Annotated in this window: 19 protein-coding genes; 14 read left to right on the top strand and 5 right to left on the bottom strand. The window is 36.3% G+C overall.

The annotated features are described in order from the left end of the window. Nucleotides 1-18: 18 nt before the first annotated feature. Entirely contained in the window at nt 19-1,131 is a 1,113-nt protein-coding gene (locus tag ACJMLD_RS02510; protein WP_405267660.1) for a hypothetical protein, read from the bottom strand. A gap of 239 nt (nt 1,132-1,370) precedes the next feature. Here ACJMLD_RS02510 and ACJMLD_RS02505 point away from each other — a divergent pair, with 239 nt between their 5' ends. The 3 genes from ACJMLD_RS02505 (at nt 1,371) to ACJMLD_RS02495 (ending at nt 2,703) form a co-directional block, all read left to right on the top strand. Beyond that, on the top strand, nt 1,371-1,697 hold the full coding sequence (locus tag ACJMLD_RS02505) for a hypothetical protein (RefSeq protein WP_405267658.1): 327 nt from the start codon (nt 1,371-1,373) through the stop codon (nt 1,695-1,697). Next, complete coding sequence (locus ACJMLD_RS02500; protein ID WP_405267657.1) at nt 1,687-1,974, top strand: hypothetical protein; 288 nt, start codon at nt 1,687-1,689, stop codon at nt 1,972-1,974. The genes ACJMLD_RS02505 and ACJMLD_RS02500 overlap by 11 nt, the downstream gene beginning before the upstream one ends. Before the next feature lie 255 nt (nt 1,975-2,229). Then, the gene (locus tag ACJMLD_RS02495; protein WP_405267655.1) at nt 2,230-2,703 is read left to right on the top strand and encodes a hypothetical protein; all 474 of its coding nucleotides are present in this window, start codon (nt 2,230-2,232) and stop codon (nt 2,701-2,703) included. Nucleotides 2,704-3,101: 398 nt separating this feature from the next. Here the strand turns inward: ACJMLD_RS02495 and ACJMLD_RS02490 are convergent, their stop codons facing one another. Beyond that, the gene (locus tag ACJMLD_RS02490; protein ID WP_405267654.1) at nt 3,102-3,284 is read right to left on the bottom strand and encodes a hypothetical protein; all 183 of its coding nucleotides are present in this window, start codon (nt 3,282-3,284) and stop codon (nt 3,102-3,104) included. 11 nt (nt 3,285-3,295) lie between these two features. Beyond that, complete coding sequence (locus tag ACJMLD_RS02485) at nt 3,296-3,898, bottom strand: hypothetical protein (RefSeq protein ID WP_405267652.1); 603 nt, start codon at nt 3,896-3,898, stop codon at nt 3,296-3,298. Nucleotides 3,899-4,438: 540 nt separating this feature from the next. Here ACJMLD_RS02485 and ACJMLD_RS02480 point away from each other — a divergent pair. Then, nucleotides 4,439-5,551, top strand: coding sequence for a hypothetical protein (locus ACJMLD_RS02480; protein ID WP_405267650.1), 1,113 nt, complete (start codon nt 4,439-4,441; stop codon nt 5,549-5,551). A gap of 131 nt (nt 5,552-5,682) precedes the next feature. Further along, nucleotides 5,683-6,276 (top strand): hypothetical protein, encoded by a 594-nt coding sequence (locus tag ACJMLD_RS02475; RefSeq protein ID WP_405267648.1) that lies wholly within the window; start codon nt 5,683-5,685, stop codon nt 6,274-6,276. Nucleotides 6,277-7,053: 777 nt separating this feature from the next. Here the strand turns inward: ACJMLD_RS02475 and ACJMLD_RS02470 are convergent. After that, nucleotides 7,054-8,940 carry an Ig-like domain-containing protein gene (locus ACJMLD_RS02470; protein ID WP_405267647.1) on the bottom strand — a complete coding sequence of 629 codons (1,887 nt, stop codon included), beginning with the start codon at nt 8,938-8,940 and terminating at the stop codon, nt 7,054-7,056. A 244-nt stretch (nt 8,941-9,184) separates the two neighbouring features. On the opposite strand from ACJMLD_RS02470, the gene ACJMLD_RS02465 reads away from it, so the two are divergent. Then, nucleotides 9,185-9,730: a hypothetical protein gene (locus ACJMLD_RS02465; protein ID WP_405267645.1), complete on the top strand. Its 546-nt coding sequence runs from the start codon at nt 9,185-9,187 to the stop codon at nt 9,728-9,730. After that, nucleotides 9,731-10,201, top strand: a complete 471-nt coding sequence (locus ACJMLD_RS02460) for a hypothetical protein (RefSeq protein ID WP_405267644.1) — start codon at nt 9,731-9,733, stop codon at nt 10,199-10,201. Between the two features lie 289 nt (nt 10,202-10,490). On the opposite strand, the gene ACJMLD_RS02455 is transcribed toward ACJMLD_RS02460, so the two are convergent. After that, entirely contained in the window at nt 10,491-11,822 is a 1,332-nt protein-coding gene (locus ACJMLD_RS02455) for a Sau3AI family type II restriction endonuclease (protein WP_405267642.1), read from the bottom strand. Between the two features lie 83 nt (nt 11,823-11,905). Here ACJMLD_RS02455 and dcm point away from each other — a divergent pair, with 83 nt between their 5' ends. From dcm to ACJMLD_RS02420, 7 genes are all read left to right on the top strand, one after another. Beyond that, complete coding sequence (gene dcm / locus ACJMLD_RS02450) at nt 11,906-13,174, top strand: DNA (cytosine-5-)-methyltransferase (protein WP_405267640.1); 1,269 nt, start codon at nt 11,906-11,908, stop codon at nt 13,172-13,174. Nucleotides 13,175-13,178: 4 nt separating this feature from the next. Next, nucleotides 13,179-13,337: a hypothetical protein gene (locus tag ACJMLD_RS02445; protein WP_405267639.1), complete on the top strand. Its 159-nt coding sequence runs from the start codon at nt 13,179-13,181 to the stop codon at nt 13,335-13,337. 1,295 nt (nt 13,338-14,632) lie between these two features. Then, nucleotides 14,633-16,693 carry a hypothetical protein gene (locus ACJMLD_RS02440; protein WP_405267637.1) on the top strand — a complete coding sequence of 687 codons (2,061 nt, stop codon included), beginning with the start codon at nt 14,633-14,635 and terminating at the stop codon, nt 16,691-16,693. 261 nt (nt 16,694-16,954) lie between these two features. Beyond that, entirely contained in the window at nt 16,955-17,458 is a 504-nt protein-coding gene (locus ACJMLD_RS02435; RefSeq protein ID WP_405267635.1) for a hypothetical protein, read from the top strand. Between the two features lie 259 nt (nt 17,459-17,717). Continuing rightward, nucleotides 17,718-21,812: a hypothetical protein gene (locus ACJMLD_RS02430; protein ID WP_405267633.1), complete on the top strand. Its 4,095-nt coding sequence runs from the start codon at nt 17,718-17,720 to the stop codon at nt 21,810-21,812. 90 nt (nt 21,813-21,902) lie between these two features. Next, nucleotides 21,903-26,066, top strand: a complete 4,164-nt coding sequence (locus tag ACJMLD_RS02425) for a hypothetical protein (RefSeq protein WP_405267631.1) — start codon at nt 21,903-21,905, stop codon at nt 26,064-26,066. 88 nt (nt 26,067-26,154) lie between these two features. Then, nucleotides 26,155-26,376: hypothetical protein (locus ACJMLD_RS02420; RefSeq protein WP_405267629.1), on the top strand; the 222-nt coding region annotated here is incomplete at its 3' end.

The following is a 26,376-nucleotide window of genomic DNA, read 5'->3' as shown; positions in this document are numbered from 1 at the left end:
AAAAATGGATAGAGTACTCTAGAAATATTGAGTACTGCTATCAGGATTTAGGGTTACTGTCTGTGTTGACTGCAGGTTTCCGTCAAGGTCATACAATTCGATATGGGCCTTGTCAGGATAATACTTATATGCGTCAGCACTATTTATATCAATATATCCATCGTTTTGGATTGTTTTGGTAACCATATTTCCCTTATTCAAGCTATTGCCATCACGATAATATTTTATTTTAATGATGACTGATTCTCCAGGGTTACCGCCGTCGATATAGATTTTTGCGTTTGTCTTATCGTTCAGGCCGGAACCGGTTTTGAAGATGCCTCCGCCGACATAGATCTGGCCGCTTGTCTTTTTAAGTGACTTTTCACTGGTGGTCTCCACTTTCTTGCTTGTCTTTTTGCTTGTGTCTTTGGTTGTTTCTATGTTTTTCTTGTTGTTTGTCTTTTTGCTTTTCTCTTTTGTGGTTTCCACTTTTTTGGTTGTATTTTTTGTTTTGCTTGTGTCTTTGGTTGTTTCTATGTTTTTCTTGTTGTCTGTCTTTTTGCTTGTGTCTTTTGTGGTTTCCACTTTTTTGGTTGTGTTTTTCTTTGCCTTTTTGACTTCCTTGTTCTTATCGACTACCTTTTCAACTTGGGTTTCCTCTACAGGCTTAGGGCTGGTGATGTTTTTGGTATCCTTGATTTTGGCTGAGGTAATCATTTCATTTAAGACATGCAAGTTGGAGCCTGTAAGGATGATGTCGGTGTCGTTTTGGGTTTTTACAATCTGATACAGGCCATTTGATTCATAGACTTTGGTATTTGAGTCATTAGTTAAGAGGTTCATGTTTTCATGAATCAATTGGTCCGTGAGGTTCTTGTCGATTATTATCCCTTCAACTTCCTTTGAGTAATTGCCCGTATTTTTCCAGTAAACCATTCCTTTGGATGTTTCATTCAGGGCATTTTTGACTGTAAAGTTTGAATTTTCAGGAGTGTCTATTTCAAAATAGTTAAAATCTGCGCTCTTCAGCGGAACATCGATGGCAGTGATGTTTTCATCCTGAATGGTGGAGTCCTGTGTCAGCATGATTCCGCCAAAGATGACAACGATGAGAGCTATTGCAGCAATGATTATAATTTTTGGATTCATTTCTTTTCACCTAGTTGATAATTTGGAAGCGGTGTTATTTAATTTTTTCAATTATTCTATTAATTGCTTTTACTTTCTCATCTTGCTTTAACTTCATAAAATTGATGTTAAATCAAAGTAAAACTTAAATAAAGAGTCATAAATACATATTTACACAAATGTGATTTGTCACACTTCCCAAATATTAATTCGGTATGAGATTAATAATTAATTAATCATTTAAAGGAGATGAGAATATTTTGAGAGATTTTAATGAGATCATTGTTCAAAATCCTGAACCATATAATTCAATATATGTGTTCATAAAATCAAAGGTGATTCCGAAGTATCCCTGTTTGACTTATTGTTTTCAGGACAATTTTGATGAAGAAGGCAATCCAAGAATTCAGTATTACATTAGATATGCAGCTGATTTATCTATAAAACAGAGAAATGAATTGTATTTGAATATTTTAAGGGATATTTTGGATTTTTGTGCATCATGCGGCATTGTATATGATGAGAATTTGTGTGTTGACTTTATTTTGACTGTGGATGGCGATTTCGTTGAAGGGCATGGGCAATGATTTTGAAGATGTTGATCCAATTGAATTTTTTGATTTTGCTTGTGAGTTGGAGAAAATTAAAAAAGATTTAAATTCAACGGAATCTTCAATCAATCGAAATATATATGTGAGAATTTATTATGCCGTATTTTTGTTTTTGAGGGAATGGTTAAAGAAACATACATCATATCAGTCCTGGCCAAAAGGGGAACATACAAGATTAGCGAATTATATTAGATTTAAAGGCCCATTTGACAAGGAAGTGAATGAAATGATTTATGAAAATTTAATCTTTTAAAAAAATTGAGACATCAGGCAGATTATAAACTAAAAATTCCAGATAAATCCTCCCCATATTATCAAAAATGGGATTTTACAAATATAAATTCAGCATTCAAAATTGCGCAATGTATTTTTAAGACTTTTATGGAAATTTAAACTTTTTTTTTTAAATTCATGATTTTTTTTCGAAACAATTTTTCATCTTAAATTTCAAAATCATAATGCTGCCTATATTTATACTATTTTGATTAAAGTATTACATAGGGATACAATGATTTTCAACAGAAAAAATTTAATTATACTCTTAATATTATTAGGTGCTTTTTTAGTCATTGGAGGTGTTTGCGCACAGGGCGACGGCTTTTCGCTTGCAGGCATTGCAAAGAAGGCTTCAGCCACAAAAACCGTAACCGTCAAGATTTATAACTTCAAGCCTGGAGTATTGTGGGGGCCAAAAGCCACCAAATTCAAGAATGGGGATGCAATAGCAGGTTATGTAACATATACGGGGAACATGCAGTTTGACAAGGGAACAGGCGTAACCGCATGGTATATCGGCAACGGCCTTAACGGGGACATCGAGCCTCACCACACAAAACTGATGAAAGCCAAATTCTTCTTCAAGAACAAAAAGGGCAAAGTGAAAACCAAAACCGTCAAGGGAAACGGCGGAGGCCACATTTCCACCAAACTGATCAGCGGCTATACCCCTTATAAGGTTCAGGTTTGGTATAAGACTAAATAGTTTAAAGGGAATTTCATTCTCTTTTCTTTTTTTCTGCATTAGCGCAAAGGTAGAAAGATTACCTATTTATATTAAAAAAAGATATAATAATATGGTTAAAATCCAAATTGTATCTGGATTGCTTTTTTAGATATTTATTAGACGTGTGTCCGAGTGGTCAAAGGAGTAAGATTCAGGGTCTTATGCATCAGTTGCTTCATGGGTTCAAATCCCATCACGTCTATCTTTTTTTAACTTATTTAAGAGTGGAAATGACCTTAAAAAAGTTTATCATCGTTTGAACTGTTTGTTTGATTGATGAACATGCGTTATGATGGCTGTTGCATTATTTTTAGTCATGATTTAATCAATTTTGGTGTTGGTGCGTAATTTTCAATGATTTAAAAAAAATAACATTTTTACTGTGGATTCAGATGTTTTGATTCTTTTTTGATTTCGCATTCTGCATTGTTTTTCAGGATAATCTGTTGGGCTTTGTGACGGCCGCTTTTTGGAATTGGAATAGGATTGCTGATTTTTCGAGCCTCGCATTGAATTTGTTTTCCTTTGATTCTATCTCCTTTTTTCACATAAGTTCCCATATTTTCACCTTTTAATATTTGACATTTAATTTGGTCCCTTTTTCCTCCAGTTCGCTGATTATATCATCTACATCAAAAAGTTCCAGCTGCAGGTCATAGACTATGTCGGATATGTTCGGATTGTCATGGGTTCTGCAGTATTCAACCACTTCTTTCATCTGCTGGGCTTTAGGTATTTGCCTGAAGCTCATTTCCCTTTGAATTATTCCATCATTGAAGTTGTTGAAATAGGCAGTTCTTGCAATCACATTGATTGCATTTGTGTTGCTCATCTTATCGGTGTCGACATCATTGATTTTGGGAAACAACACGACGGTATTTTCTATATCTTCGATAACCGGTTCGATCTCTTTGTAGATGTCATTGAAATGGTCCAGTATCCCATTAAAAAACATTTCCTGTGAAACTCGAACATTCAGCAGCAGCTTGGTTTCTGTTGTCCAACCCAAATCATCACAAATTTCCAATGAAAGCTCATTATCTGGAAAATGTCTGTTTAAATGGGGTTCCATTGCACTGAGAATTTTCAACGTATCCTCTTTTGCGGTTAGAAATTCATTTATTTTGTTTTCCGGTGAATTTAGAACATAATTGTTGCTTAAATCTTTTAACATTTTATCCTCCGTTGATGTGGATTTGAAAAATTGCTTTTAATTTGAAATATTGTTCTTATTTTAAATTAAATCGTCTTATTTTTCGTATAATTGACTATATGATTTTCATTGATTATATGCTTGTTGGATGTGCTTTTATGATTGAATAAATATTGATTTTAGCCTCAAATCAATTTTGTAAGGTGAAAGCATTTTTTAATTTTCTCATCAGCATTCTTGAACACGATGTAACTGACGGAAAATTCATTTTCTCTCTCCAAAAATTTTAAATATTTTTCATTATATAGTGAATCCCATGGGATGGCTCTGTGCAAATGAGATAACCAACATGAGTGTTTTTAATGCTTTTGACTGTGCAACTCCCGATTTGGCGGGGCATCTGCAAGTGGAGGTGTGGGATTGATTTTCCCTTCTTAAGATTTGATTGGGTGATATCATGAAAGATAAGATAATGTGTCCTAGATGCCGCAATTTAAATGGCATGACTAAATTCTTGTTTTTTGCGGCAAACGATTGCTTGGCAATGAGGAGGAATTCAAATTGATCACTGATACTTCCAATCCGCATTGCCTTAACTGTGGAAGGCCGGCTGAAGCAGGCCAGACAAAATGCGAGTGCGGATATGAATTTGCAGATTTCGAATGCCCTCACTGTGGAAAAAAGAACGAATACACAAACAGATTCTGCATATCCTGCGGAAAAGGCCTTTGGCAATCCTCCGTAACGTTTCCCGTTATGCAGCCTCGAGGATGCAGATTTGATGACGGCATGATTCTGGATATGGACTTTCTTAAAAAAGAGCTTGTCAAGACTCCCCATCAGGAAGACGGCGAAATCACTGCGGGGGTCCTGCGCTTACAGCATGTCCAGCATGACAAGCTGATTAATGAGATATGCTCCAGATGGTGGATTGTCTCTCCGGCCAACTGCATATCCTGCAAAAGTGAATTGGATTCATTGGAAAACGTTTGTCCTAAATGCAATATTCTCCATTATGACAGTCATGATAAGGGGGTCATGGAACTGAAGACCATGAAGGACAACTATGTCAAAACCGAGAGGGATGCCAGTGAATTGAGCAGGCTGAAATGGACCTACAAATTGAGCGACACGGATGCGGGAGACTACTTCCTTTCACTGGCGCCTATGATTGGAGAGTCCCAATCGGAGTACAGAAAAAGGCTCTTTAAGGAATATGGTGAAAACTGCGCCATTTCATATCTCATAAACTGCGAATGGAACATATATTTTGAGGGTGCCTGCATCAATTGCGGCGCCAGTCTTGAAAGATATAAGCTGGATTGTCCAAGCTGCGGCATGAAAAAGAACGTGCCCGCCCTGGGCGTGCTTTTCAATGACGATTCTATTGAGATGGAAAAATTTGCAGGGCAGTTCGACGACTTTTCCAGATGCGTAGGGAGCGTCTGTGCGGATAACGGAGGAGATGTGAGCTATTTTGATGATGGAATCGTAAGCTGTCCTGAATGCTTGAACTATTTCCATTATCTGACTTCTGATTTTATGGATACCCAAAGATGCCCGCATTGCGGAGCGCATTTCTCGTTTGCCGCCACAATATTTCAGGACGAATGGGACTATGCGGGAATACCATATGACGAATATATGGAAACATATTACGGCGTCAAGCGCTGAATAGATTCTAAGGTTATAGGTATATATAATTGTTTTTTTAAAGGTTAAATTGAATGCCGTCGCAGATCAACTTAATAGGTTTTGAGCTGATGCGTACGGTATTTTCAAATCATTCAAAAAAGGGGTTAAATATGAAATCCAAAATAATATTGATGATTGCTTTGATATCATTGGTAGCCATTGTCAGCATCGGATCATGTTCTGCAGGCTTTTTGGACTTCCTAGACATGGGCACCGGCGATGTCGGAACATTCACAATCGAATGCAACGGCGCCAATGAAAGCGGGCAGATGATGATAATCGAATTCAAGGATATAGAACAGAATGAGGACGGCACCTTCAACACTTCCCAATTCGGAAATAATGACGGTGTCTGGAACGGAAACGTTGTCTACATACCTATTGAAGACGGCAAGGGCGAATACAACCTAAGCGACGATACCGAGATGTTTGCGGTAACCAGTTATATTACAAACCTCACCCAAGAGTATGAAATTGCCGACAATTCCACTCCAACCTTTGACGTAAAATACCTGTTCAACGGCGAGGAAGTGTTGTCAAGCAGCGAACATGCATACTTCGACCAATGTGACGTATCCTTTGGAGGAAACATATACTATCTCAACGGAACAGGCATGACTGAAGACGATATCTCAATCGACCTGCCGAACCTTCAGGAAAGCTATGATTTCGTAATGGAATTGTATAATACTACTGAAGAATAGCTGATTTTTTTAAGGAGAATCTTCATCTATTCTCTTTTTTCTTATTTTAAAATGTTTTATTTTCCATTTATTGACTAATTATTCTTTTTTTTATGAAATTGCGATGCAAGTGAGTACTTACATTCGCAAAACTATTTATATAGTCTTTAATAAATTAATGAGTAGGTGAGATGGCTTATCTGACTTGAAAGATGAGAATGTTCTGCCTGAAAAATATTGTTGTGATTGATATGATTGACGTTTGGACAAGGGATCTTTCCCATTAGATTGGCCTTTGGCTTTGAACTTGAAATTGTCTGGAGGTGAAAGCATGTGGAGATACTGGATATAAGTATGATGTATTTAGACTTTAATGTGAGGTTATTTTGAATTTATTCGTAAAAAGATTGATTGTGGGGTGAAAATATGAGCTGGGATGATATTTTAAACCTTTTAGATGTGTTTTCTAGAAGATACTAATTCGGATTGTTGACATTCGCAAAAGATGCCTTGGGGGTGAAAATGCTGCGAATTGAGATTTATGATTGACTGCCTGTTCGGTCGTTATGATTCGAGAGGCAGTTTTAATATTACTGTTTTTTAAAGATATTTTAATATATTGTGTGCATTTACGTTTTTTATTAATTTGTGAATCTAAACCGATATTTAGGTTAAAAAAATTTTTTTCTAAAAGCGATTTTTATTTATAAAAAAAGAAATTTTAGGAATCGTTTATCTAACTTTTTATCAATATCCGTTTATGAGCTTTCCGTTCTGCCAATCAGGTTAGGCTTGACGTTATATCCAATCAGTCTTTTTGTAGACTGTTTTTTCATTTGAGCTTGCTTTCTTGTTGGATGCGCTTGAAGTCTTCATCTTGGATTTGACGATTTTGATTGATCCCTTTTTGCTTGCGGCCTTGTAGCTTTTGGTTGCTTTTGCCTTTGCAGTCACCTTGTGGACCCCCAGGCTCCAGGACTTGCTTGAGATTTTTGCAACGCCATTTTTGTTTGTTTTTGCGGTGTATGTCCTGTATTTCTTGCCTGTGTATACCTTGAAGGTAACCTTTACTCCCTTCACGGCCTTTCCGGATGCCTTGTTTTTGACGGTCACCTTTAATGTTGTGGATTTCTTGTAAACGCCAACGGCCTTAGGCGCTGAAATTCTGTAGGGTGCCTTTTTGATTTTGATGCTGCTTTTCTTGGAAGCCGCGCTTGCATATTTGCTGTCCTTGACGCTTGTGATGACCTTATGGGTTCCGACCTTTAATGCTGAAGCGGAGTATTTTGCGATTCCCTTTGAATTTGTGGTGACTGTCTTTGTAATGTATCTTTTGCCGGTGTAGACCTTCAGCTTCAGTCTGATTCCGCTTATCGGCAGGCCAGTTTTCGAATTTGTCAGTTTAACCTTGAAGCATTTGCCTGAGGCATAAGTTGTTGTGAGTTTGGTCGGTGTCAATCTGGCGGGAGCCTTTGAGATTTTGATGTTTGAGAGTTTGGTTTCTCCGCAGTTGTAGGCATCGTTTGAAAGCCTTGCGCTTGCGCTGTAAGTTCCCGGAGTGAATCCAACCTTATATGAGACCATTCCGTTTTTTCCTGTTTTCAAGGTGACGGTATTGCCGTTGGAGAATGTCACGAATATCCTTTCGTTTGCAATGCCACTGTTGTTGTAGAGGTTGGTCAGGCGGAATGTCAGAATCTTGTTCTGGTAATATTTGCCGGATTGTGTCAGGACCACCTTTGCATTCACGACAGGGCTTTGGCTGGCATCACCGCTTCGGTTTGACTCATAGCATTCAGGCTCTGAATTGCCCTTGAAGTAGCAGTTTACAGCCGAACTGCCAAACATCACGTTGCCTAATTCAGATGCAGAACAGTTGATGAAGGTGCAGTTTGTTGCATTTGCTAAACTGATTGCCCCTCCTTCATCTTTTGCATGGCAGTTTATGAAAACGCAGTTTGAGGCAGACCCCTTGTACATCGCTCCGCCGCCAAATTCATCTATATCGCAGTCTTTAAAAAAGCAGAAGTCCGCTGCAGTATATTTCACTGCACCGCCCATTTCCTCTGCATGACAATCTTCAAAGGTGCAGTTATATGCTCTTCCGCCCTCAATCGCTCCGCCGGATTCGGCAGAACAGTTCCTGAATTCGCAGTTCCTGATTAATGTTTCGTCATTGTCGGTATATATTGCTCCAGCCTTGTGATATGATGTGCAGTTGATAAATGAGCAGCCAGATACCTCAATGCATTTGTCCTGGCTGAAGATGGCTCCGCCGAATGAGAAAAATCCGTTTGCAAAGCAGATGTTTTTGATCATGACATTGCCCTTTTGGATAAATAATATGTAGGATTCGTTTTTGGCATTCATGATAGTGTCTTCTTTTCCTGCAATAGTAACGGTCTTGTTTACCCTGATAGGATTTCCGCTGCCAGTATATAGTCCGCTCAGCTCGATTGTGTCTCCGTCCTCTGTGGAGTCGATGGTGCTTTGGATATCCTCAAATGTGTTTCCTGTGACGGTTTTTGTTGATGATAGGCTTTCCTCTTCAATCAAAGCCGTGTCAACAATTTCCTGCTGATTGTCGACGGCTACCGTGTCGGTCGAGTTCAAATCATTAGCGCTAACCGTACCCATGGCAATGACAAGAACGATTAAGATAAAAATGATTTTTCTGTTAAACATAGTATAGAATATGTTTTCATTTGTTTTAATGTTTTAGCTTTTTAATTAAAAGATGAATATTTTCAGCATTGGCATCTGATTTCAGTAAATTATGGCATTTGGAGTATGATTTGTATTTATTGCACCTTTTTGGAGTTTTTTTACACACAATTTTTACAAACTTCTTGCATAAATTTCCCGTTTTTATATAAGATTGCAATGATTTATATCTTTTTAAACACAATATTATACTAATGGTGATAAAATGGAAAAGAAACATAAAATAATTATAATTGGTTTGATTATTGTCATCATCGCATTGATTGCAGGTTTGGCAATGATGTTAGGTGGAGGCAATGTCAGTGTTTCATCTGACACGGTCAAAGATGGGATGATGATTTATAATTTCGATAGCGTATTTACTATGCAGGTTCCTAAAGGCACTACATTCAATAAAACATGGAATGATAGTTCAGAGGATGGTGGTTTATATATGGGTGATAGTAAATCATATTTGGATTTGAATAAAAAATTTGGTCTAAGTTATGTTTCCTCGCCTATGTTGACAAATGACCTTATTGATTTTTTGGTTAATGAAACAAACTCTTCTGGAAATGCTTCAGTTTATCATGAGGGTGATTTTATAATTATGGAAAAAACTAGTAAAAAATCTCAATTTGGTGATTGGGATGCTGTCAAATTCTCTAAAGGTATAGTGGTGGTTGATGGGACTACAATGATTTCAATTTATGGAAATGATTTGGATGAGCTTAAAGAAATGGCTAATACAATAAAGTTTAGAGGTGATTAAATGGATAAAAAGATTTTCTTAATTGCTTTTATTGCATTGATGCTTTCAATGAGTGTTGTTTCTGCAGCAGAAAACTTCAAAAATGAGAAATTTGATGGATTTTCAATTGATGTTCCTAAAAATTCAAGTTTTGCAAAAGCAGCAAGTGATGAAGAGGTTTCCAGTGAATTTGGGGAATTTGAATCATATGCTGATGATTCAAACATGCTTATCATTTTATATTCTCACTCACCAATGATTTCGGAAGATAATGTTGATTTTTGGTATCAAGGCTTTTTTCAAAGCATGAATCCTGATTTAGACTCATGCTGGGAAACACAACAGGGGAATATGAAATTATTATATCCAATGACAAGTTCAGAAGCTTCTTTCTCTCTTGCCGGTTTTAATGAAGGAAATCAAACTGTAATTATTATGGGTCCCGATAAAGATTTGATTGAGCTTATGGGAAGCAGTTTTGAATTTAATTAGTTGAATTTTTATTCAACTATCTTTTTTTTTAAAGAAAAAGGAGAATTGAATTTATTCTCATTTAACACTATACAAATTTTAACCAGATGGTATTGTTAAGTAATTTGAATCCTCATAATCGAGATAAAAACGATAATTTCTTTGATGGTTTATGTGATGGATTTAAAATCAATAGATGTCCTGCTAAATTTATGTAAATAGAAGTGGAAATAATGGGACACTATTAATGAGATATTAGTTTGCAATTATCTTATTCCAAAAAAAGAGGATTGTTTAAAAAAGTTGAAAGTTAATGTTTAAGTTTATTTTCAAGTAATTTCTTACTAATCATAAATGTTACTTTTGTTTTATCTCTTTTAAAGAAATTAGTATAAGCATCATCTCCTTTCACTCCTTTTGGAGCTATTTCGAGCACTTGATTTTTAAATCCGTTTGCTGAAGTGGGCAATAAACCAATATCCCTTTTTTCAATGGCTAATTTGATTTGATTGTAACTCTTTTCAAATTTTCCTAAATCATTTTCATCAAATGTTATTTTTTTAACATCTTTTAAGACTCTGTAACCATTTTTACTTTTGTTTTTTTCTTCATAACAAATTGTAATTAATGTTGTTTCTTCAAAGTAATTTTTCCAATATGAATCTTCCCATTCTTCTTCAAAATCACTTAAACTTATAGTTTTAAAAGACATTCGCTCACGGGGAGTTCCATCTTCTTTAATGGGTAAATTTTTTATTATAAAACTAGTTTTTGAAAATAATTCATCTTTTTCGGCCAGTTCATTATCTTTTCCAATCACTCTATCTGTAATCATTTTCCCAATATGTTTCGGAACATCATCACTATAATCTTTACCAGTTATTTCTTCAAGAATTTCAAGTTGTGTTTTTCCAAAATATGGCTTTAGTTTATATTTAACATATTCTTCGACAGTTTTAAAGTTATTAAATGTTGTTAATTTTGGTTCAAGATTTTCTCTTAAAATACCAGTCATGTAAGCATTTTTTAGAGAATATGCTCTAGGTTTTGATAAAATATCCGAGAATGGTTGTGTTGTTCTATCGGCAGAAGTTCTTGCTTTCGTACAAGCTCCCAAGTAGGAAGTATCCCCTTCAGATAGTTCATGAGCTCTTCCTTCTAGAACTTTGCCTTTAATTATCTCAAAATCGTTATTGAAGATTTCAAAGTCATCGCTCATATCATATATCTGATAATCAGTAATCACAAAGTCTTCAGCTTCTTTTTTTGAGTCATATTCATACCATATGATGAGCATTTTCTTGCATTTTCCAAGAACATGACTGCTTTCAAATGTTTCATTAATGATTTCATTAAAATTGATTTTACTCAAAACCAATCTCTCTTTTGCTCGCAAGCTCCCATTTTTATTTTTAACATAGCCAGTAACCTTTAACTCAATGTCTAATTCTTCAAAATCAGCTTTGCTATCGCTGTTTATTGGATAGCCGTAAAATCCAGTTTCAACAACATGACCTAATAATCCTTTGGCTTGTGTTAAACTAGCAGTATCTAACAAATGTCTGGAATCAATTTCTTTAAATGTTTTTCCTTTAATATTTGATGTATATTCCAGTAATTCTTCTTCGGTTTCAAATTTCATTTTAAATCATTACTTTTCAGATGCTCTCTAATTAATTATTAATATGTGGCTAGTCTAATATATAATATGTTGGAGAAATTGCTATGGAGTATACTGTTGTAGAATTATTTGCTGGTGTTGGAGGATTCCGTTGTGGATTCAATGAGGTAACTTTCGATGGAGAAAAGGTTATTGAGCAGCCCAATTGGGATTTTGTTTGGGCAAACCAATGGGAACCGTCTACCAAAACACAAGCAGCATTTGATTGTTATTGTGAAAGATTTGGAGAATCTGAGAACCATGTCTGTATGGATATTGGTGAAATCGATAAAACAACTATCCCTAATCATACCCTTTTGGTTGGCGGGTTTCCTTGCCAGGATTATTCTGTAGCAAGATCACTTTCAAATGAAAAAGGAATCGAAGGAAAAAAAGGAGTTTTATGGTGGGAAATCGCTGAGGTTTTAGAAGCAAAACAACCTCCTTTTGTTTTACTTGAAAATGTTGACAGGTTACTCCGATCCCCATCATCTCAAAGGGGACGTGACTTTGGAATTATGTTAAGGTCATTTTTGGATAATGGCTATGCAGTCGAGTGGAGAGTAATCAATGCAGCAGAATATGGTTTTCCTCAAAGAAGAAGGAGAGTGTTCATATTTGCATATCATGAATCTACTGATTATTATGAAAAGATGAGCAAAGTTCCTGCAGAACAACTGGTTTATGAAAAAGGAATCTTTGCAGTTAACTTTCCAATTAAAGACACGAAATTAGACGAGGGAAGGTCATGCATTTCACCACAAGACTTTGAAGATATTGTTTATATTAGCGATGAATTCGATTTCCACTTCTTCAATGCAGGGTGTATGGTTAATGGAGTTATAGATACATACAAAGTTGAACCGGTTGAGTGTGAAAGCGTAATTACTTTAGGTGATATCCTAGAAACTGGTGAAGTTGATGAGAGATATATCATTTCAGAAGAAAGTCTTAAAAAATGGAAATACTTGAAAGGATCCAAAAAATTAGAACGTAAAAAACCGAATGGTGAGACTTATTGTTATTCTGAAGGGGCTATTGCTTTTCCGGATTATTTGGATAGGCCTGCAAGAACAATGCTCACAAGTGAAGGTACAACCAATAGAAGTTCTCATATTATCGGTGTTGATGAAGAAAAGGATATCTATAGGATATTAACTCCTGTAGAAACAGAAAGAATTCAAATGTTTCCCGATAATTGGACAAACATTGAATCTAAAGCGATGACTGAACGAAGAAGATATTTCATGATGGGAAATGCATTGGTTGTAGGCATAGTTGAAAGATTAGGTCATTATTTGAAAGATATTGTTGATAATGAACAACCTAGGTGATATTGTGGCTGATAGAAGAATTGAAATGGCAAAACAAAAAAGAGATGAACTCCAAAAAAAGCTTGATAAGGTTAAAGGTTCTCCAAGGGAAGAAGAATTCCAATTGCAAATCGACAAACTTGATGAATTGATTGTTCATCTTGAAAATGAACTTAATAAATAAAAGTCAAAGATGAACTCTATTCATATTTTGTAAATGATTAAACAACTAACCAAATTGTAAAAATAATATTACATTATTTCTTTCACATCGATGATTGACAAAATTTTTCCACATTTCCAATTCTGAAATTCCATTTATTTTTTTCAACAAAGTTTCACAATTTAAAGGAGTATTTTTCAAAATGCTTCAGTCACTACCATTTTCTTGAAGTGAATTTTTTTACAGTAATCTCAAAAAAATTCCCAAAAATTTAATTTTCAATGAAATTTCTATCATTTTTCAAATCAAATTTGAATTTTTAATCTAAAATTGATTTCACTTAAAATCATAATCAAAATTCCGATTTGGGGAATTTCGTTTTTCAGGCCACTTTAACGGGATCAATTCGATTATGAAATTTGATTTACATCGATGCAATATATTTTTTACATAAAATAAAAAAATCAGGATTTTCACTCGAAAACGATTCTCATTAAATAACTCTCAAAAATACCAATCAGATAATCCACTTTATAGCTAAATATAATCCATTAAATCCAAAATTAACTTCAAAGCGATGGTTCAAAGTTATTGTAAGAATTTCAGTTGCCAGTAACTCCATATTTTTTCCACATTTCAGGGTTTTAATAACATTTTGCCTTGGTTTATAAATACTTTAATACAAACTTGAAATTCATCAGAATAGATGATTATTCGTATTTGTTTCACATTTTTATGTTTTCATTCAGAAAAATCCTAAATTGTTGAAGTTACACTTGAAATACACCTCTAATTGTGAATTTTTCCAAAAACTTCAGGGTATTACATACAAATTGTCAAATGATCTTAAAATTTCGCTGTGACGTTATGTTCACCTGGCATTTTTTTGAAAATTCGGGCCAAATTTAACGAATATTTCAACTTAAAACGATTTTTTGAAAAAATCTTGTTTTTACTGGATTCAGACTAAAATTAAAGCATGGTTGAAAAAAATAATTTTTAAAGTAAAATTCCCAAAAACACTCTAAATAATTGCATTAATTCATCATTTAAGGTAGAATGATAACTTATTGTAATTTAATTTTTACCTAGTAACTCAAGATTTTTTCCATATTTCAAGTTTTGGCGAATATCATTTCTTATTTTAAAACCTAACATTTTAAAATATTAACTGGCCATTAAAGCATTAGATTTAGCACTATTTCAAAAAAAGCCAGAATCAACCCTTTACACTTGAAATGCACCTCTCAGCAGAGAAAAAAACTTTTGGTAAATTTTATATTACATATTATAAAAAATATAATACAGTGATCAAAATGAAGATTAACAGATTTTTGATATTGTCGATTTTTGTGCTGGCTGTTATTACAATCGGTGCGGTCAGTGCAAGTGACAACATTACTGATGAGGCATCACTGGAGGAAGAAACTGCCATAGGTTCTCCAATGGATGATGCCGGAATGGAATCCCAAAGCGATGAGGATATTGATGTTTTTCCCGCAAAAGACCAGAAAATAAGGATTGAAGACTCTTCGGACGATGCAAAAGGAAATTTCACCCTCAAAATTGATGGGGCAGATAAGGAATTCACAAAGGAAAATGATTCCTTAAGATTTGACGCATCAGACCTTACTTTGGGCGGACACATCTATGAGGTGAACTTTTCAGGAGACGGCATCTGCCAACCTGCATTGAAATCAGGAACATTGAATGTTGTAGCTCCTGATGCCAGCAAGGAAATCTTCGTGTGCAGCGACATGTATCTGGAGCATCAGGTCGGTGACGATATCGACACAAGCAACCTTCCGCATTTTGACTATGGGGTTACAGTTACAGAGGAATATTTCGCTCAGGGCAACTTTACAAGGCTTGACCTTGAAATCAACGGCAGAACATATGATGCATACCCAATATATTATTATGATCTGTCCATCAGCAGGTACTTCCTCACCTATTTCGTACCGGCAAAATCATTGACCTGCGGAAATTACCTTGCCAAGCTTCATCTCGGCAACGGACAGTACAGAATATATAACCTTACAGTCGTTCCATACAGGCTTTACATTGGCGAAAACGGTGAAAAATGGGTTTACGGCAAGAATGACCATATCCGTTTCGTCTATAGCAAAAATCTGACAGGCCATATAAGAATCAGCATCAATTCCAAAGAGATGTACAATAAGGATGCGGATTACGGTGCAGGTGTCTGGTCGGAATATGCGGATGTCTCCGACATAAGACTATCTGATTACTTGAATTGGGGCGTTAATGAGGTTTCATTTGAATATTGCGGTGGAAATTATCCGAATTTCACAGAAACCTTTAATGCAGACTTTTCCTATACATTAGGTGTGGAAAACATGACTGAAAGCCTTTACATGCATCCATACTATTATTTTTTCAACGCACCGAACAGGCTGTCAAAGGATAAGCTCTCAGTCAAAATCGACGGTGTCGAGCATAAGGATGTTGATTATGGAGCATATAATAATCTAATGGACGGATTTATTGACATTTCACAATTGGATGCGGGCAGGCATAGCGTTGTCGTATCCTATGAAGGTGATGACAAGTTCTATCCTTTAACCGAAAATGCATATATCGAGATTACCTCAAAGGTTGCCCTGCCGGATACTGTAGTAAACGGGGATAATAAAATTATAATATCCAATCCAAGCAAAAAAAATGCAGCCTATAAAATCGTTGCCAAATCAGACTATGATGCCTATGACCTTTCTGTAAGACTGGTCAATGGGCAGGCAAAAATCTCATTGGCTCATCTCAACGGCGGAACCTATTTTATAAGCTTATGTGATTTCGGATATTCCCACAGGGTAATTGTCAAAAACAACAAACTGACTGCCAAGGGCCTGACCAAATACTATGGAAGCACAGCGGGCTTCAAGGTTAAGGTAACCGATTACAATGGCAAACCCGTCAAAGGCAAATATGTAAATTTCTACATCAATGGAAATCATGTCAAAAAGGTCAAAACCACAAAGAACGGATATGCGACCTTGAAAATCGCAAAGGCTCCGGGAACCTATAAGGTTTCAGCAAAATACGGCAAGGTCCAGATTACAAGAAAAGTTACAGTAAAGCATGTCGTAACCCTAAAAACAGCAACAGTCAAGAAATCAGCAAAATCACTTACATTGAAGGCGACCTTAAAGCAGGGCAAAAAGGCTCTCAAAAACAAGAAGGTAACCTTCAAGTTCAACGGCAAAACCTACAAGGCGAAAACCAATAAATACGGCATTGCAAAAGTCACCATCAAGAAAGCGATCCTCAAAAAGCTCAAGGCCGGTAAAACCGTCAAGTATCAGGTAACCTACCTGAAGGATACTGTTAGAAAATCAGCTAAAGTTAAAAAATAGGGAATCAATTTCTCTATTTTTTTTGTTTTTTGGGTTTAATTTATTATATTTCTTTATAAGTTTTATCCAATAGTTTCTCATGCTTCAATCTCAGGTTCTTCTAAACTTTTTTTCTTTTTTTAAGGAAGACACTTATTGTTTTAGGGGGTTGAATATATTTTTAAAGTTCATACCTTCTTTTTTTTTTATTCACGATTAATTTATAGAAATGTGAGATATAAATAAGATATGATATATAATAGTAATACTGGAGGCATTTAATTGGATAAAAGTTCAAAATTCATGATTTTAGGTGTGATATTGTTTTTATTTTCTTTTGTATTGTTGGTATTGTTAGGTAGTGCCATTAGTATTCCATATGTTCCTTCATTGGTGGGCCTTGTAGTGTTAGTGGCAATTTGTTCATTTTTTTATGGGTTAATTCTATTAATACGTAAAAAAAATCAAGAAAACATGGCTAAAACTGATAATAGTAAATCTAATGATGTTAAATATCAAAAAATAGAGAATAAAAATGAAAAAGAGGGCAACTCTTTACTTGAATTTATAAGAGAATATTTTTGTGCGGGGGCATTTATTATTTTTATAATCATCGGCATTTATGGCACAATTTCGGATTTGATATTTAATCCAAATGAAGTCCACCATTATATGGTTGGTCCAACCCAAACTAATGCAGAATCTTTCGGATTAACAATATTCCTTATTATATTGATGATAATTTGTGGAGCTGCCGTATTAATATATGATAAATTGAAAAAATAGTGATGTTTTGGTTTAAAAAAAGATATTGAAAAAGCTCAAGGTCGCAAAGACAGTCAAGTATCAGGCAACTTATCTTAAAGGCACTGTCAGAAAATCAGCAAAAGTTAAAAGATAGGGAATCAAATTCTCTATTATTCTTATTTTTTTCAATCCAACAGGATTTTAGATAACATTATATCTTTTCATGCCTATATTATAATTATATATTAAACTTATGCATGTGGTAAAATTGAAATTCAAAAGGATTTTTCTAGTAACTTTGATTTTGCTAGCAATTATAACACTGGGAACTGTTAGTGCCGAAGACATTGATGAAAATCTAACAGTCAATGATTTTAGTGAAGATTCGGTTGTCGAATCGGTTAGTGATGATGATTTAGGCGCTTCAGGTGGTGATGTCGCCTTAAGCGCTCAACTTAAAGATGAAGATATAGATATAGATGCTCCAAACAAGGCCAAGGCATGCCAGAACAATGAGATTTACGTGACCTTGCCGGGCGATGCAACAGGGGTTGTCACATCATATGTTGACGGTTATGAGGATTGTGAGAAAGACCTTGAAGATGGTTATGCAGATATTCCCCTAAAATTCGATTCATTTGGATTGCATGACGTTAAATTGATGTATTCCGGGGATTCAAAGTACTCAGAAAAGCTCATCTGGTCACATATGTATAATGTCACTGATTTTGTAATGGATGTCACATATCCGGATGACATCTACTACGGTCAGGAGTCCACAATTTATGTTCACCTGCCGGATGAGGTCAATGGAGACCTCAGCTTAAACCTTAATGATAACTTCTACAGTACTGTAAGCAGTTTCAACGGAGATTGGGAATTTGATGTGTATAATCTGAAACTTGGCGAAAACCAGTTCACCGTCAAGTATTATGGAGGCAATTACCATGACGTCACAGTCAAGGGAACTTTCATGGCAATACCGGTCATTGACATTCCATATACTGCATACTACAATCGGGAATACAATGTTACATTAATCCTGCCGAGTGACGCCAAAGGCAGTCTGTTTGTCAATTTCAATGAAACACTTTATTCATCCAAAATGAAGAACGGAAAGGCAAGCGTTTCACTGCCGACCAATATGGATCTGGGATATTATCTGATTACCGCATATTACAGCGGAAGCGACTATGATGTGGAAGATGCCTATTATGCATTCGAACTTGCTCCGAATGTCAAGTTTTCAAAGTACATGTGGATTGAAGGAAACAATAATATAATATTTGAAGGGCCATCATCCATGAAAGGCACTTTGAAAGTCGAAATCGACGAAAACGCGGCCAAAAAAGTGAAAATCACAAACGGCAAAGCCACAATTCCATTGACAGGTTTGGATGTCGGCGAACACAATTTCTATTTGACTTATGAAGAGGAAGACTATTCATTCAGTGATTATGAAAGCTTTGAGGTAAGGGATGTCAATCCAAACATCGATTTAACTCTGGACTTTATAGCTGAAACCAGGGTAAACGAGCCGTTTGATATTTCAACCAACATACCTGATGACGGTGACGGAATCCTTTATGTCTATGTCGATGGAGAGCTTGCTTCAAACTATGTTTCATGGGGCTTTGCAAACTATGCATCTATCGATTCGGCAAACTTGGGATTAGGCAAACATACGGTCAAACTGGAATACTGTGGTGACAGTTATTACAAAAACGTATCCAAAACAGCTAAATTCAGTGTTGTTGATGTCAAAATCATTATTCCGGAGCAGATAGGTTATGACCAAAACAACTGGATTGATGTATTTATAGCTAAAAACGTAACAGGCAACATTACCGTTTATGTTGACGGCAAGAAATATAAGATGGTTCCAATCACACCTGCCTATTATGGCAATGACGAGTACGGATACCTATATTCATTTTATTTAAATAACATTGATATGGGATTGCACAAAATTAAGGTCGCATATTCGGGGGATAATCTTCATACGGCAAAAACAAAATCTGTTGATGTAAATGTATCATATAATATAGTCATTTATGATGAGGATTTCATTTATGGAAACGGCAAGCTTTATATTGAGTTGCCGCATGATGCAACAAACAACATAACCGCTAAAATTGACGGCAAAAACTTTAAGAAGATTGTATATCAAAATAAAGGCCTGTATAGGGAAATTTATTTAGACATTTCCGATATAAAAGGTGGAACTCACACGGTTGAAGTAACATATCCTGGCGATGAAAGATATTATCCTCTCACTGTCAGCGGCAAATTCAATGTATCATATCAAATTGAAATCGCAAACAATGAGGCATATGGGCAAGGCATCACTTATGTTTCATTAATGCTTCCAAAAAACGCTAACGGACACTTACGTGCATGTTTGGATGATGGTGACTGGATAGATTCAGCATTCACCAATGGACTTGCAAACATTACCTTCGGATATTTGCCGATCGGTGAACACAGAATCATTGCAGTCTATACTGGAGAGGACTATCATTGCAATCCTGATGGGGGCGAGTACATCTTTGATATTGAACCGTACTTCTGCTATGAAGAGCCTGAAATAAACGAGCCGGGCTATGTTTATCTGGAGCTTCCTAGTGCCGCTAAAGGCAATTTGGTCGTATATGTAGATGGTGCGCTATATAAAAAATCAAAACTGACTAAAGGCAAAGCAAACATCACTATAGATTTGCGCAATGATGATGGTGGACATTACTTGAAAGTGGTATATGATGGAAATGACTATATATTTTCAGAATCCTTGAATTGGTACGTTCCATTTTCATCACAAGACACTCCATTATTTAAAGGAGATAACATGTCCATCGAGTTGCCTAGTGATTTTATAGGAAAAGCAAAAATTCAAATCAATGATATGACTTACACACCTAAATTAGTCAACGGTTATGCAACATTCACACCTGAAAACTTAAAGATAGGTGAAAACTATCTGTTTTTTAATTATTACGGTGGAAATTACGAAAATTACGGTGATGAATGGAATTTCACAGTTTTGCCTAAAGTAAGCATATCCAATGAAAAAGTCTATTTGGGACCATATAGGGGACCTATAATGTATTATAAGGCAAATGCATCAACATCCGATTATATGGTAATTGATTTGGAAGACAGCTTCAATGGTGAATACACTGTTGTAATTGACGAAAACTACTATACAAAAGGGTCATTTGTCAAGGGCGTTGCAAACATTTCACTTTCCAAAGCAAAACCTGGAATTCAGGAAATCTATGTTGACTATGAATATCAAAAAGGCAAGCACGACATGGTTTATTTCTATGCTGACATTAAACAGGCACCAAACATCTCCGTAAGCGCTAAAAACATTTATGCTGGTCAAAAACTGGAAATTGCTGTAAAGGCCCCAAGCGATGCAACTGGCAAGGCAATTTTGAATGCCAACAACAGGAATTACACTTTGACATTGGTAAACGGCAAGGCCACAAAATCAATTTCCAATCTTCCTGTCGGAAACTATCCGATTTCAGTCAGATATGCCGGAGATGAGAAATATGGTGGAAATGTTGCGGCCACCACTGCAAGAGTCCTTTCAAAAGTCACACCTGATTTGAGTCTCAGCGTTTCAAACATTAATGTTGGAAAAGCAGCAATCATAAAAGTGGCAGCCAATGCGGAAATCAACGGCAATGTCATAGTCAATGTCAATAATGTTGATCATGACGTTAAACTTGTCAACGGCCAAGGCAACTTATCCGTTTCAGGCTTGAAATACGGCAGCTATAAGGCCAATGCCAAATTTGGTGGAAACACAAAATTCCTGCCTCAGAATGCAACAAAAGCATTTACAGTCACATATGTGCCTACAATCACAGGCAAGGCATCAGCATTGTATTCGGCCAAGTATTCAGTAACAGTTCACGGCACCAACGGTAAGGTTGCCAAAAATGTTACGGTTGTATTCAAAATCAATGGCAAAAAGATAACAACGGCCAAAACCAATTCCAATGGTGTGGCCACATTCAGCATACCGACCAAGTATGCTCCTAAAAAGTACACAATTTCCGCAACCGCTTTGGGAAAAACCTTAAGCAAAAAGGTAACCGTAAAGCATGTTCCAACGTTGAAGACAGTAACCGTTAAGAAGTCCGCCAAAAAGCTGGTTTTGACTGCAACCCTTAAGAAGGTCAACGGAAAATACTTGAAAAAGAAAACAGTCACCTTCAAGTTCAACGGCAAAAAATACACAGCAAAAACCAACAGCAAGGGCGTTGCAAAGGTTACCATCAAGAAAGCAGTCCTCAAAAAGCTCAAGGCCGGCAAAAAGGTCACCTATCAGGCAACCTATCTTAAAGATACTGTCAAAAAAACCGCTAAAGTCAAAAAATAGGGAAATCCGCCTTTCTCTATTTTTTTATTCTATTTTTAATAATATTCCTTTAATATTAATCCGCAATAAAAATTGTTATTGTGATTAAAAATGAAGGTAAATAAATTTATTTTTGTCTGTTTGTTATTAGCTATTCTGACAGTCGGCGCTGTCAGTGCAGATGATTCATCTGACAACTTGACAGTTGCCGATTCAGTCATTGAAACGGATAATGATGATGTCGATTTAGAGGTCAGTCAGGATTCAGCTATAGAATCCAGTGACGATGTGGTTGATTTAAGTTATAGTGAAGAATCCGCTGTCGTAGGCAAGGCGATTAAGGACAGTGAGATTTCTGTCAATGCTCCAAAAAAGATTAAAGCATTGGAGGAATCAAAAATTACAGTCACTTTGCCAAAAGCCGCAACCGGCTACATTTATTCAAGTTTCGATGGTGGAGATGATGAATACAATGACTATTATATTGATGAAGGCGTATCAGAGATAGGCTTTACATTTAATCAGTTAGGAATTCACACAATTGATTTAAGATATTCAGGTGATGATGTATATGACGGAAGAGTCATATGGTCCGGCAAATACAACATTACCGATTTCATAATGCCGGTCAGCACAGGTTCTTTGGTTTATGGTGAAACCGCCGAAATCGGAGTTTATATGCCCGATTATGCCGAAGGCAATCTCACACTTAAGATTAATGGCAAAACTTACGAAAAGCAAATTTACGGTGGAGATTATGAATTCTTTGAAGTTTCCGATTTGAAATTCGGGGACAACAAATACACATTTACCTATTCAGGGGATGACAACTACAAGTCAAAAGTTGTCAGTGGCGTAGTGACAACCTACCCTGAAATTATAATTCCGTATGATGTCTATTACAATGAGCCAGCCAATGTCACATTGAACCTGCCGACAAATGCAAAAGGAAACTTGGTCGTTAAGTTTTCAGATAAGACATATAAGGCTAAAGTCAGCAACGGCAAAGCAGTTGTTCTTATTCCATCCACTGATTTGGGTTATTTCGATATTGAAGCATACTATGACGGCACAGATTATGAAGTCCGTGAAATGTTTGACTGTGTTTCCATTTACCCATCCGTAACCCTTTCAAGATGCATGTGGGTTAAGGATAAGAACAGTGTGGTTTTTGAAGTTCCTAAAAGTCACACTGGAAAATTAACTGTTACAATTGATGAAGAGCCATATAAAACCGTAAATGTTAAAAACGGCAAGGCTACCGTCCAGTTATCCGGCCTATCCGTTGGAGAGCATTATATCTATCTGGAATACGAAGATGATTATTACAGCTACACTTTCGATACTGATTTTACACTAAGAGAGAACAGTCCGTATATCAACCTTGAAGTGAACGCCTCCTCTGAAGTTATAAAAGGCGAAACAGTGGATTTATACACAAACGTGCCGGATGACTATGATGGGGACATCACAGTCCTTGTCGATGGCATTGACAATGGAGGTGAAAGCATAGATACATCCGAATTGGCTTACGGAAAGCACACCGTCAAATTCGTATTTGAAAATGACAGCTATTACAAGAGCGAAAGCAAATCACTTTCATTCAATGTCGTTCATTTAAGAGTGGATATTCCCGATGAGATTGTTGTCAATGGCTATGAGCCTCTGGTCAATGTGTACGCCGCTAAAGATGTCAGAGGAAATATCACCATCTATGTTGACGGCAAAAGGTTCAAGATGATGCCGATGCTTCCATCCTATTATTATGAACGGGATTTCGTATACTGTTATGACTTTGATATGAGCAGCCTATCTATAGGAAATCACACCATCAAGGTTGCATATTCAGGAGATAAGACCCATGATAAAATTACAAAATCAGGCAAGGTAAATGTAATCTATGAAATTGCATATGAGATATTTGACGGAATCTTTTATTATGGCAGTGAAAACGCCATACGAGCTGAGATACCTGGTGATGCATCAAAGGCCATTTCCGTAAAGATTGACGGAAAGGCATTCAAGAACATCATTGAGGAGGACGACTATGACACCATCAGACATTTTGAAGTAAACATTTCCGATTTGGCCCTCGGTGAGCATACTATCCAAATATCATATCCCGGTGATGAAAAGTATTCATCACTCAAGGTTTCCGATAAGTTTAGCATAATTCCTATGATTAGTTTTGAGTCTTCAGACATTATTGGAGAAGGGCGAAACGCATATGTCTCATTGAAATTGCCTGAAAATGCCAAAGGCAAATTGGTTGTAACTTTAGACAACGGTAAAAAATACACCAAGGCATTAAGCAAAGGATTTGCAAACATTTCAATCGATAACCTGCCTATGGGCGATTATGATATCAATGCATATTATACCGGCAGCGATTATGAAGTTCAAGAGGAAAACTTCTGGCTATATGTTGATGGCCAGTACTATGACTATGACCAATATTACTTAAACAAACCAGGTTACTTTTACCTGAAAATGCCTAAGGATGCAAAAGGGTCCATCATTGTAAAAATGGATGGAAAGCAGTTCAAAAAGCAAAAATTGGTCAATGGTGAAGCAAACGTCACTATAGATCCGCAATTCGGATACCATAACTTCGAAATATTTTACAGCGGAAATGATTATGAATTTTCATATGAATCCTCCTGGTCATTAAGTCCGGTTGACGTTTTGGAAAGGCCTATTTTTAAAGGCGATGCGATGGTTCTGGAAATTCCAAAGGACGCAAAAGGCAAAGTAACAGTGACAATCAACGGAAAGGCATATGATCCTAAATTCGTAAATGGAATTGCCAATTTCACACCGACAAACTTGAAAATCAATGAAAATGAGATATCCATAAAATATGCCGGCAGCGATTATGGGGATTATGAAGATAACATGACATTCTGGATTGATCCTGAAGTTACTGTAGGACATAATGATGTCTATGAAAGATTGACCTGGAGTCCTGCTGCAGGATATGCACTATCAGTAGCTAATCTCTCTTCCCAGGACAATATTGTTGTCGACATAGGGGGCAAATACAATGGCGAATATGTTGTCGTAATTGATGATGATTTCTATTCCAAAGGAAAACTATCCAACGGAATTGCAAACATTTCACTTTCCAAAGCCAAACAGGGCATTAGGCAAGAGGTTTTCATCCATTATGAATATGCCAAAGGCAAATATGAATGTTTGGTTTTCTTCCCGAACATCAAAAAGGCTCCAAAGCTCAGCATAACTGCAGATGATGTTTATGACGGGCAGAAGGTGAATATTGTCGCTAGCGCATCCAAGGATTTGACTGGCAATGCCATCTTAAACATAAACAATAAGAATTACACCCTGAAATTCGTCAATGGTAAGGCTAATTTGGCAGTTTCCAAGTTGAAAGTAGGCAAATATCCAATTTCAGTCAAATTCGTTGGCAATAAGGATTTTGCAAGTGACAATGTAAAAGCAAGCGTAAGTGTTCTTCCTAAAGTAAACCCTGGTTTGAAAGTCTCCGTTTCAGACAGTAAAGTTGGTCAGGATGCGATCATAAACGTTTCCGCCAATAGTGAAATCGATCAGGTCACTGTTAAAGTAAACAATGTCAATCATGAGGTTAAATTGGTTGACGGTAAAGGAAGCCTGTCAGTTTCTGATTTGAAATACGGCAGCTATGATGTAAGCGCATCATTTGGCGGAAATTCCAAATTCTCAGCGCAGAATGCATCTGCCACATTCAAGGTCACATATGAACCTAAGATTGCTGCAAAGGCAACATCCGTATTGTACTCAGCTAAAGGAAAATACTCAGTAACAGTCTATGGCGAGGATGGAAAGGTTGCCAAAAACATCAATGTCGTATTTAAAATCAACGGCAAAAAGGTAAAAACAGTAAAAACAAACTCTAATGGTGTTGCAACCTATACCGTAACCAAAACTCCTGGAACCTACAAGATTTCAGCAACCGCACTGGGAAAAACCGTAACCAGAAAGCTGACAGTAAAACATGTGGTGAGCTTAAAGACAGTCAAAGTCAAAAAATCAGCCAGAAAGCTGGTTCTGACTGCAACCCTTAAAAAGGTCAACAAAAAAATGCTTAAAAACAAGAAAGTCACCTTTAAATTCAACGGCAAGAAATATGTTGCAAAAACCGACAAGAAAGGAGTTGCAAAGGTCACCATCAAAAAGGTGGTCTTGAAAAAGCTCAAAGTAGGCAAAAAGGTCACCTATCAGGCAACCTACCTGAAGGATACTGTCAAAAAAACCGCAAAAGTCAAAAAATAGGGAATAATATTTCCCTATTTTTCTATTCTATTTTTAATAATATTCCTTTAATATTAATCGGCAATAAAAATCATTATTGTGATTAAAAATGAAGGTAAATAAATTTATTTTTGTTTGCTTATTGTTGGCTATCTTGACGGTCGGTGCCGTCAGCGCAGCTGATAATGCAACAGATGAGGTCTCGCTTGAGGAGGAAACAGTCGTTGACTCCCCAATCGATGAAGCAGAACAGGTATCTCAAATCGATGATGATGCTTTAGAAAAAAGTACTTGGGATATGGATGTTGATGATACGGTCGATGTTCTTCCC

Source organism: Methanobrevibacter sp. (assembly GCF_045112895.1).
Lineage (GTDB): Archaea > Methanobacteriota > Methanobacteria > Methanobacteriales > Methanobacteriaceae > Methanocatella.
Note: the sequence above shows the minus strand (reverse complement) of the source record. Positions and strands in the feature narration are given on the sequence as shown.

Coding starts and splice junctions, on each gene's coding strand:
- ACJMLD_RS02510 (WP_405267660.1), bottom strand. CDS start 1,131: ATGAATCCAAAAATTATAATCATTGCTGCAATAGCTCTCATCGTTGTC.
- ACJMLD_RS02500 (WP_405267657.1), top strand. CDS start 1,687: ATGGGCAATGATTTTGAAGATGTTGATCCAATTGAATTTTTTGATTTT.
- ACJMLD_RS02495 (WP_405267655.1), top strand. CDS start 2,230: ATGATTTTCAACAGAAAAAATTTAATTATACTCTTAATATTATTAGGT.
- ACJMLD_RS02490 (WP_405267654.1), bottom strand. CDS start 3,284: ATGGGAACTTATGTGAAAAAAGGAGATAGAATCAAAGGAAAACAAATT.
- ACJMLD_RS02485 (WP_405267652.1), bottom strand. CDS start 3,898: ATGTTAAAAGATTTAAGCAACAATTATGTTCTAAATTCACCGGAAAAC.
- ACJMLD_RS02475 (WP_405267648.1), top strand. CDS start 5,683: ATGAAATCCAAAATAATATTGATGATTGCTTTGATATCATTGGTAGCC.
- ACJMLD_RS02470 (WP_405267647.1), bottom strand. CDS start 8,940: ATGTTTAACAGAAAAATCATTTTTATCTTAATCGTTCTTGTCATTGCC.
- ACJMLD_RS02465 (WP_405267645.1), top strand. CDS start 9,185: ATGGAAAAGAAACATAAAATAATTATAATTGGTTTGATTATTGTCATC.
- ACJMLD_RS02460 (WP_405267644.1), top strand. CDS start 9,731: ATGGATAAAAAGATTTTCTTAATTGCTTTTATTGCATTGATGCTTTCA.
- ACJMLD_RS02455 (WP_405267642.1), bottom strand. CDS start 11,822: ATGAAATTTGAAACCGAAGAAGAATTACTGGAATATACATCAAATATT.
- dcm (WP_405267640.1), top strand. CDS start 11,906: ATGGAGTATACTGTTGTAGAATTATTTGCTGGTGTTGGAGGATTCCGT.
- ACJMLD_RS02440 (WP_405267637.1), top strand. CDS start 14,633: ATGAAGATTAACAGATTTTTGATATTGTCGATTTTTGTGCTGGCTGTT.
- ACJMLD_RS02425 (WP_405267631.1), top strand. CDS start 21,903: ATGAAGGTAAATAAATTTATTTTTGTCTGTTTGTTATTAGCTATTCTG.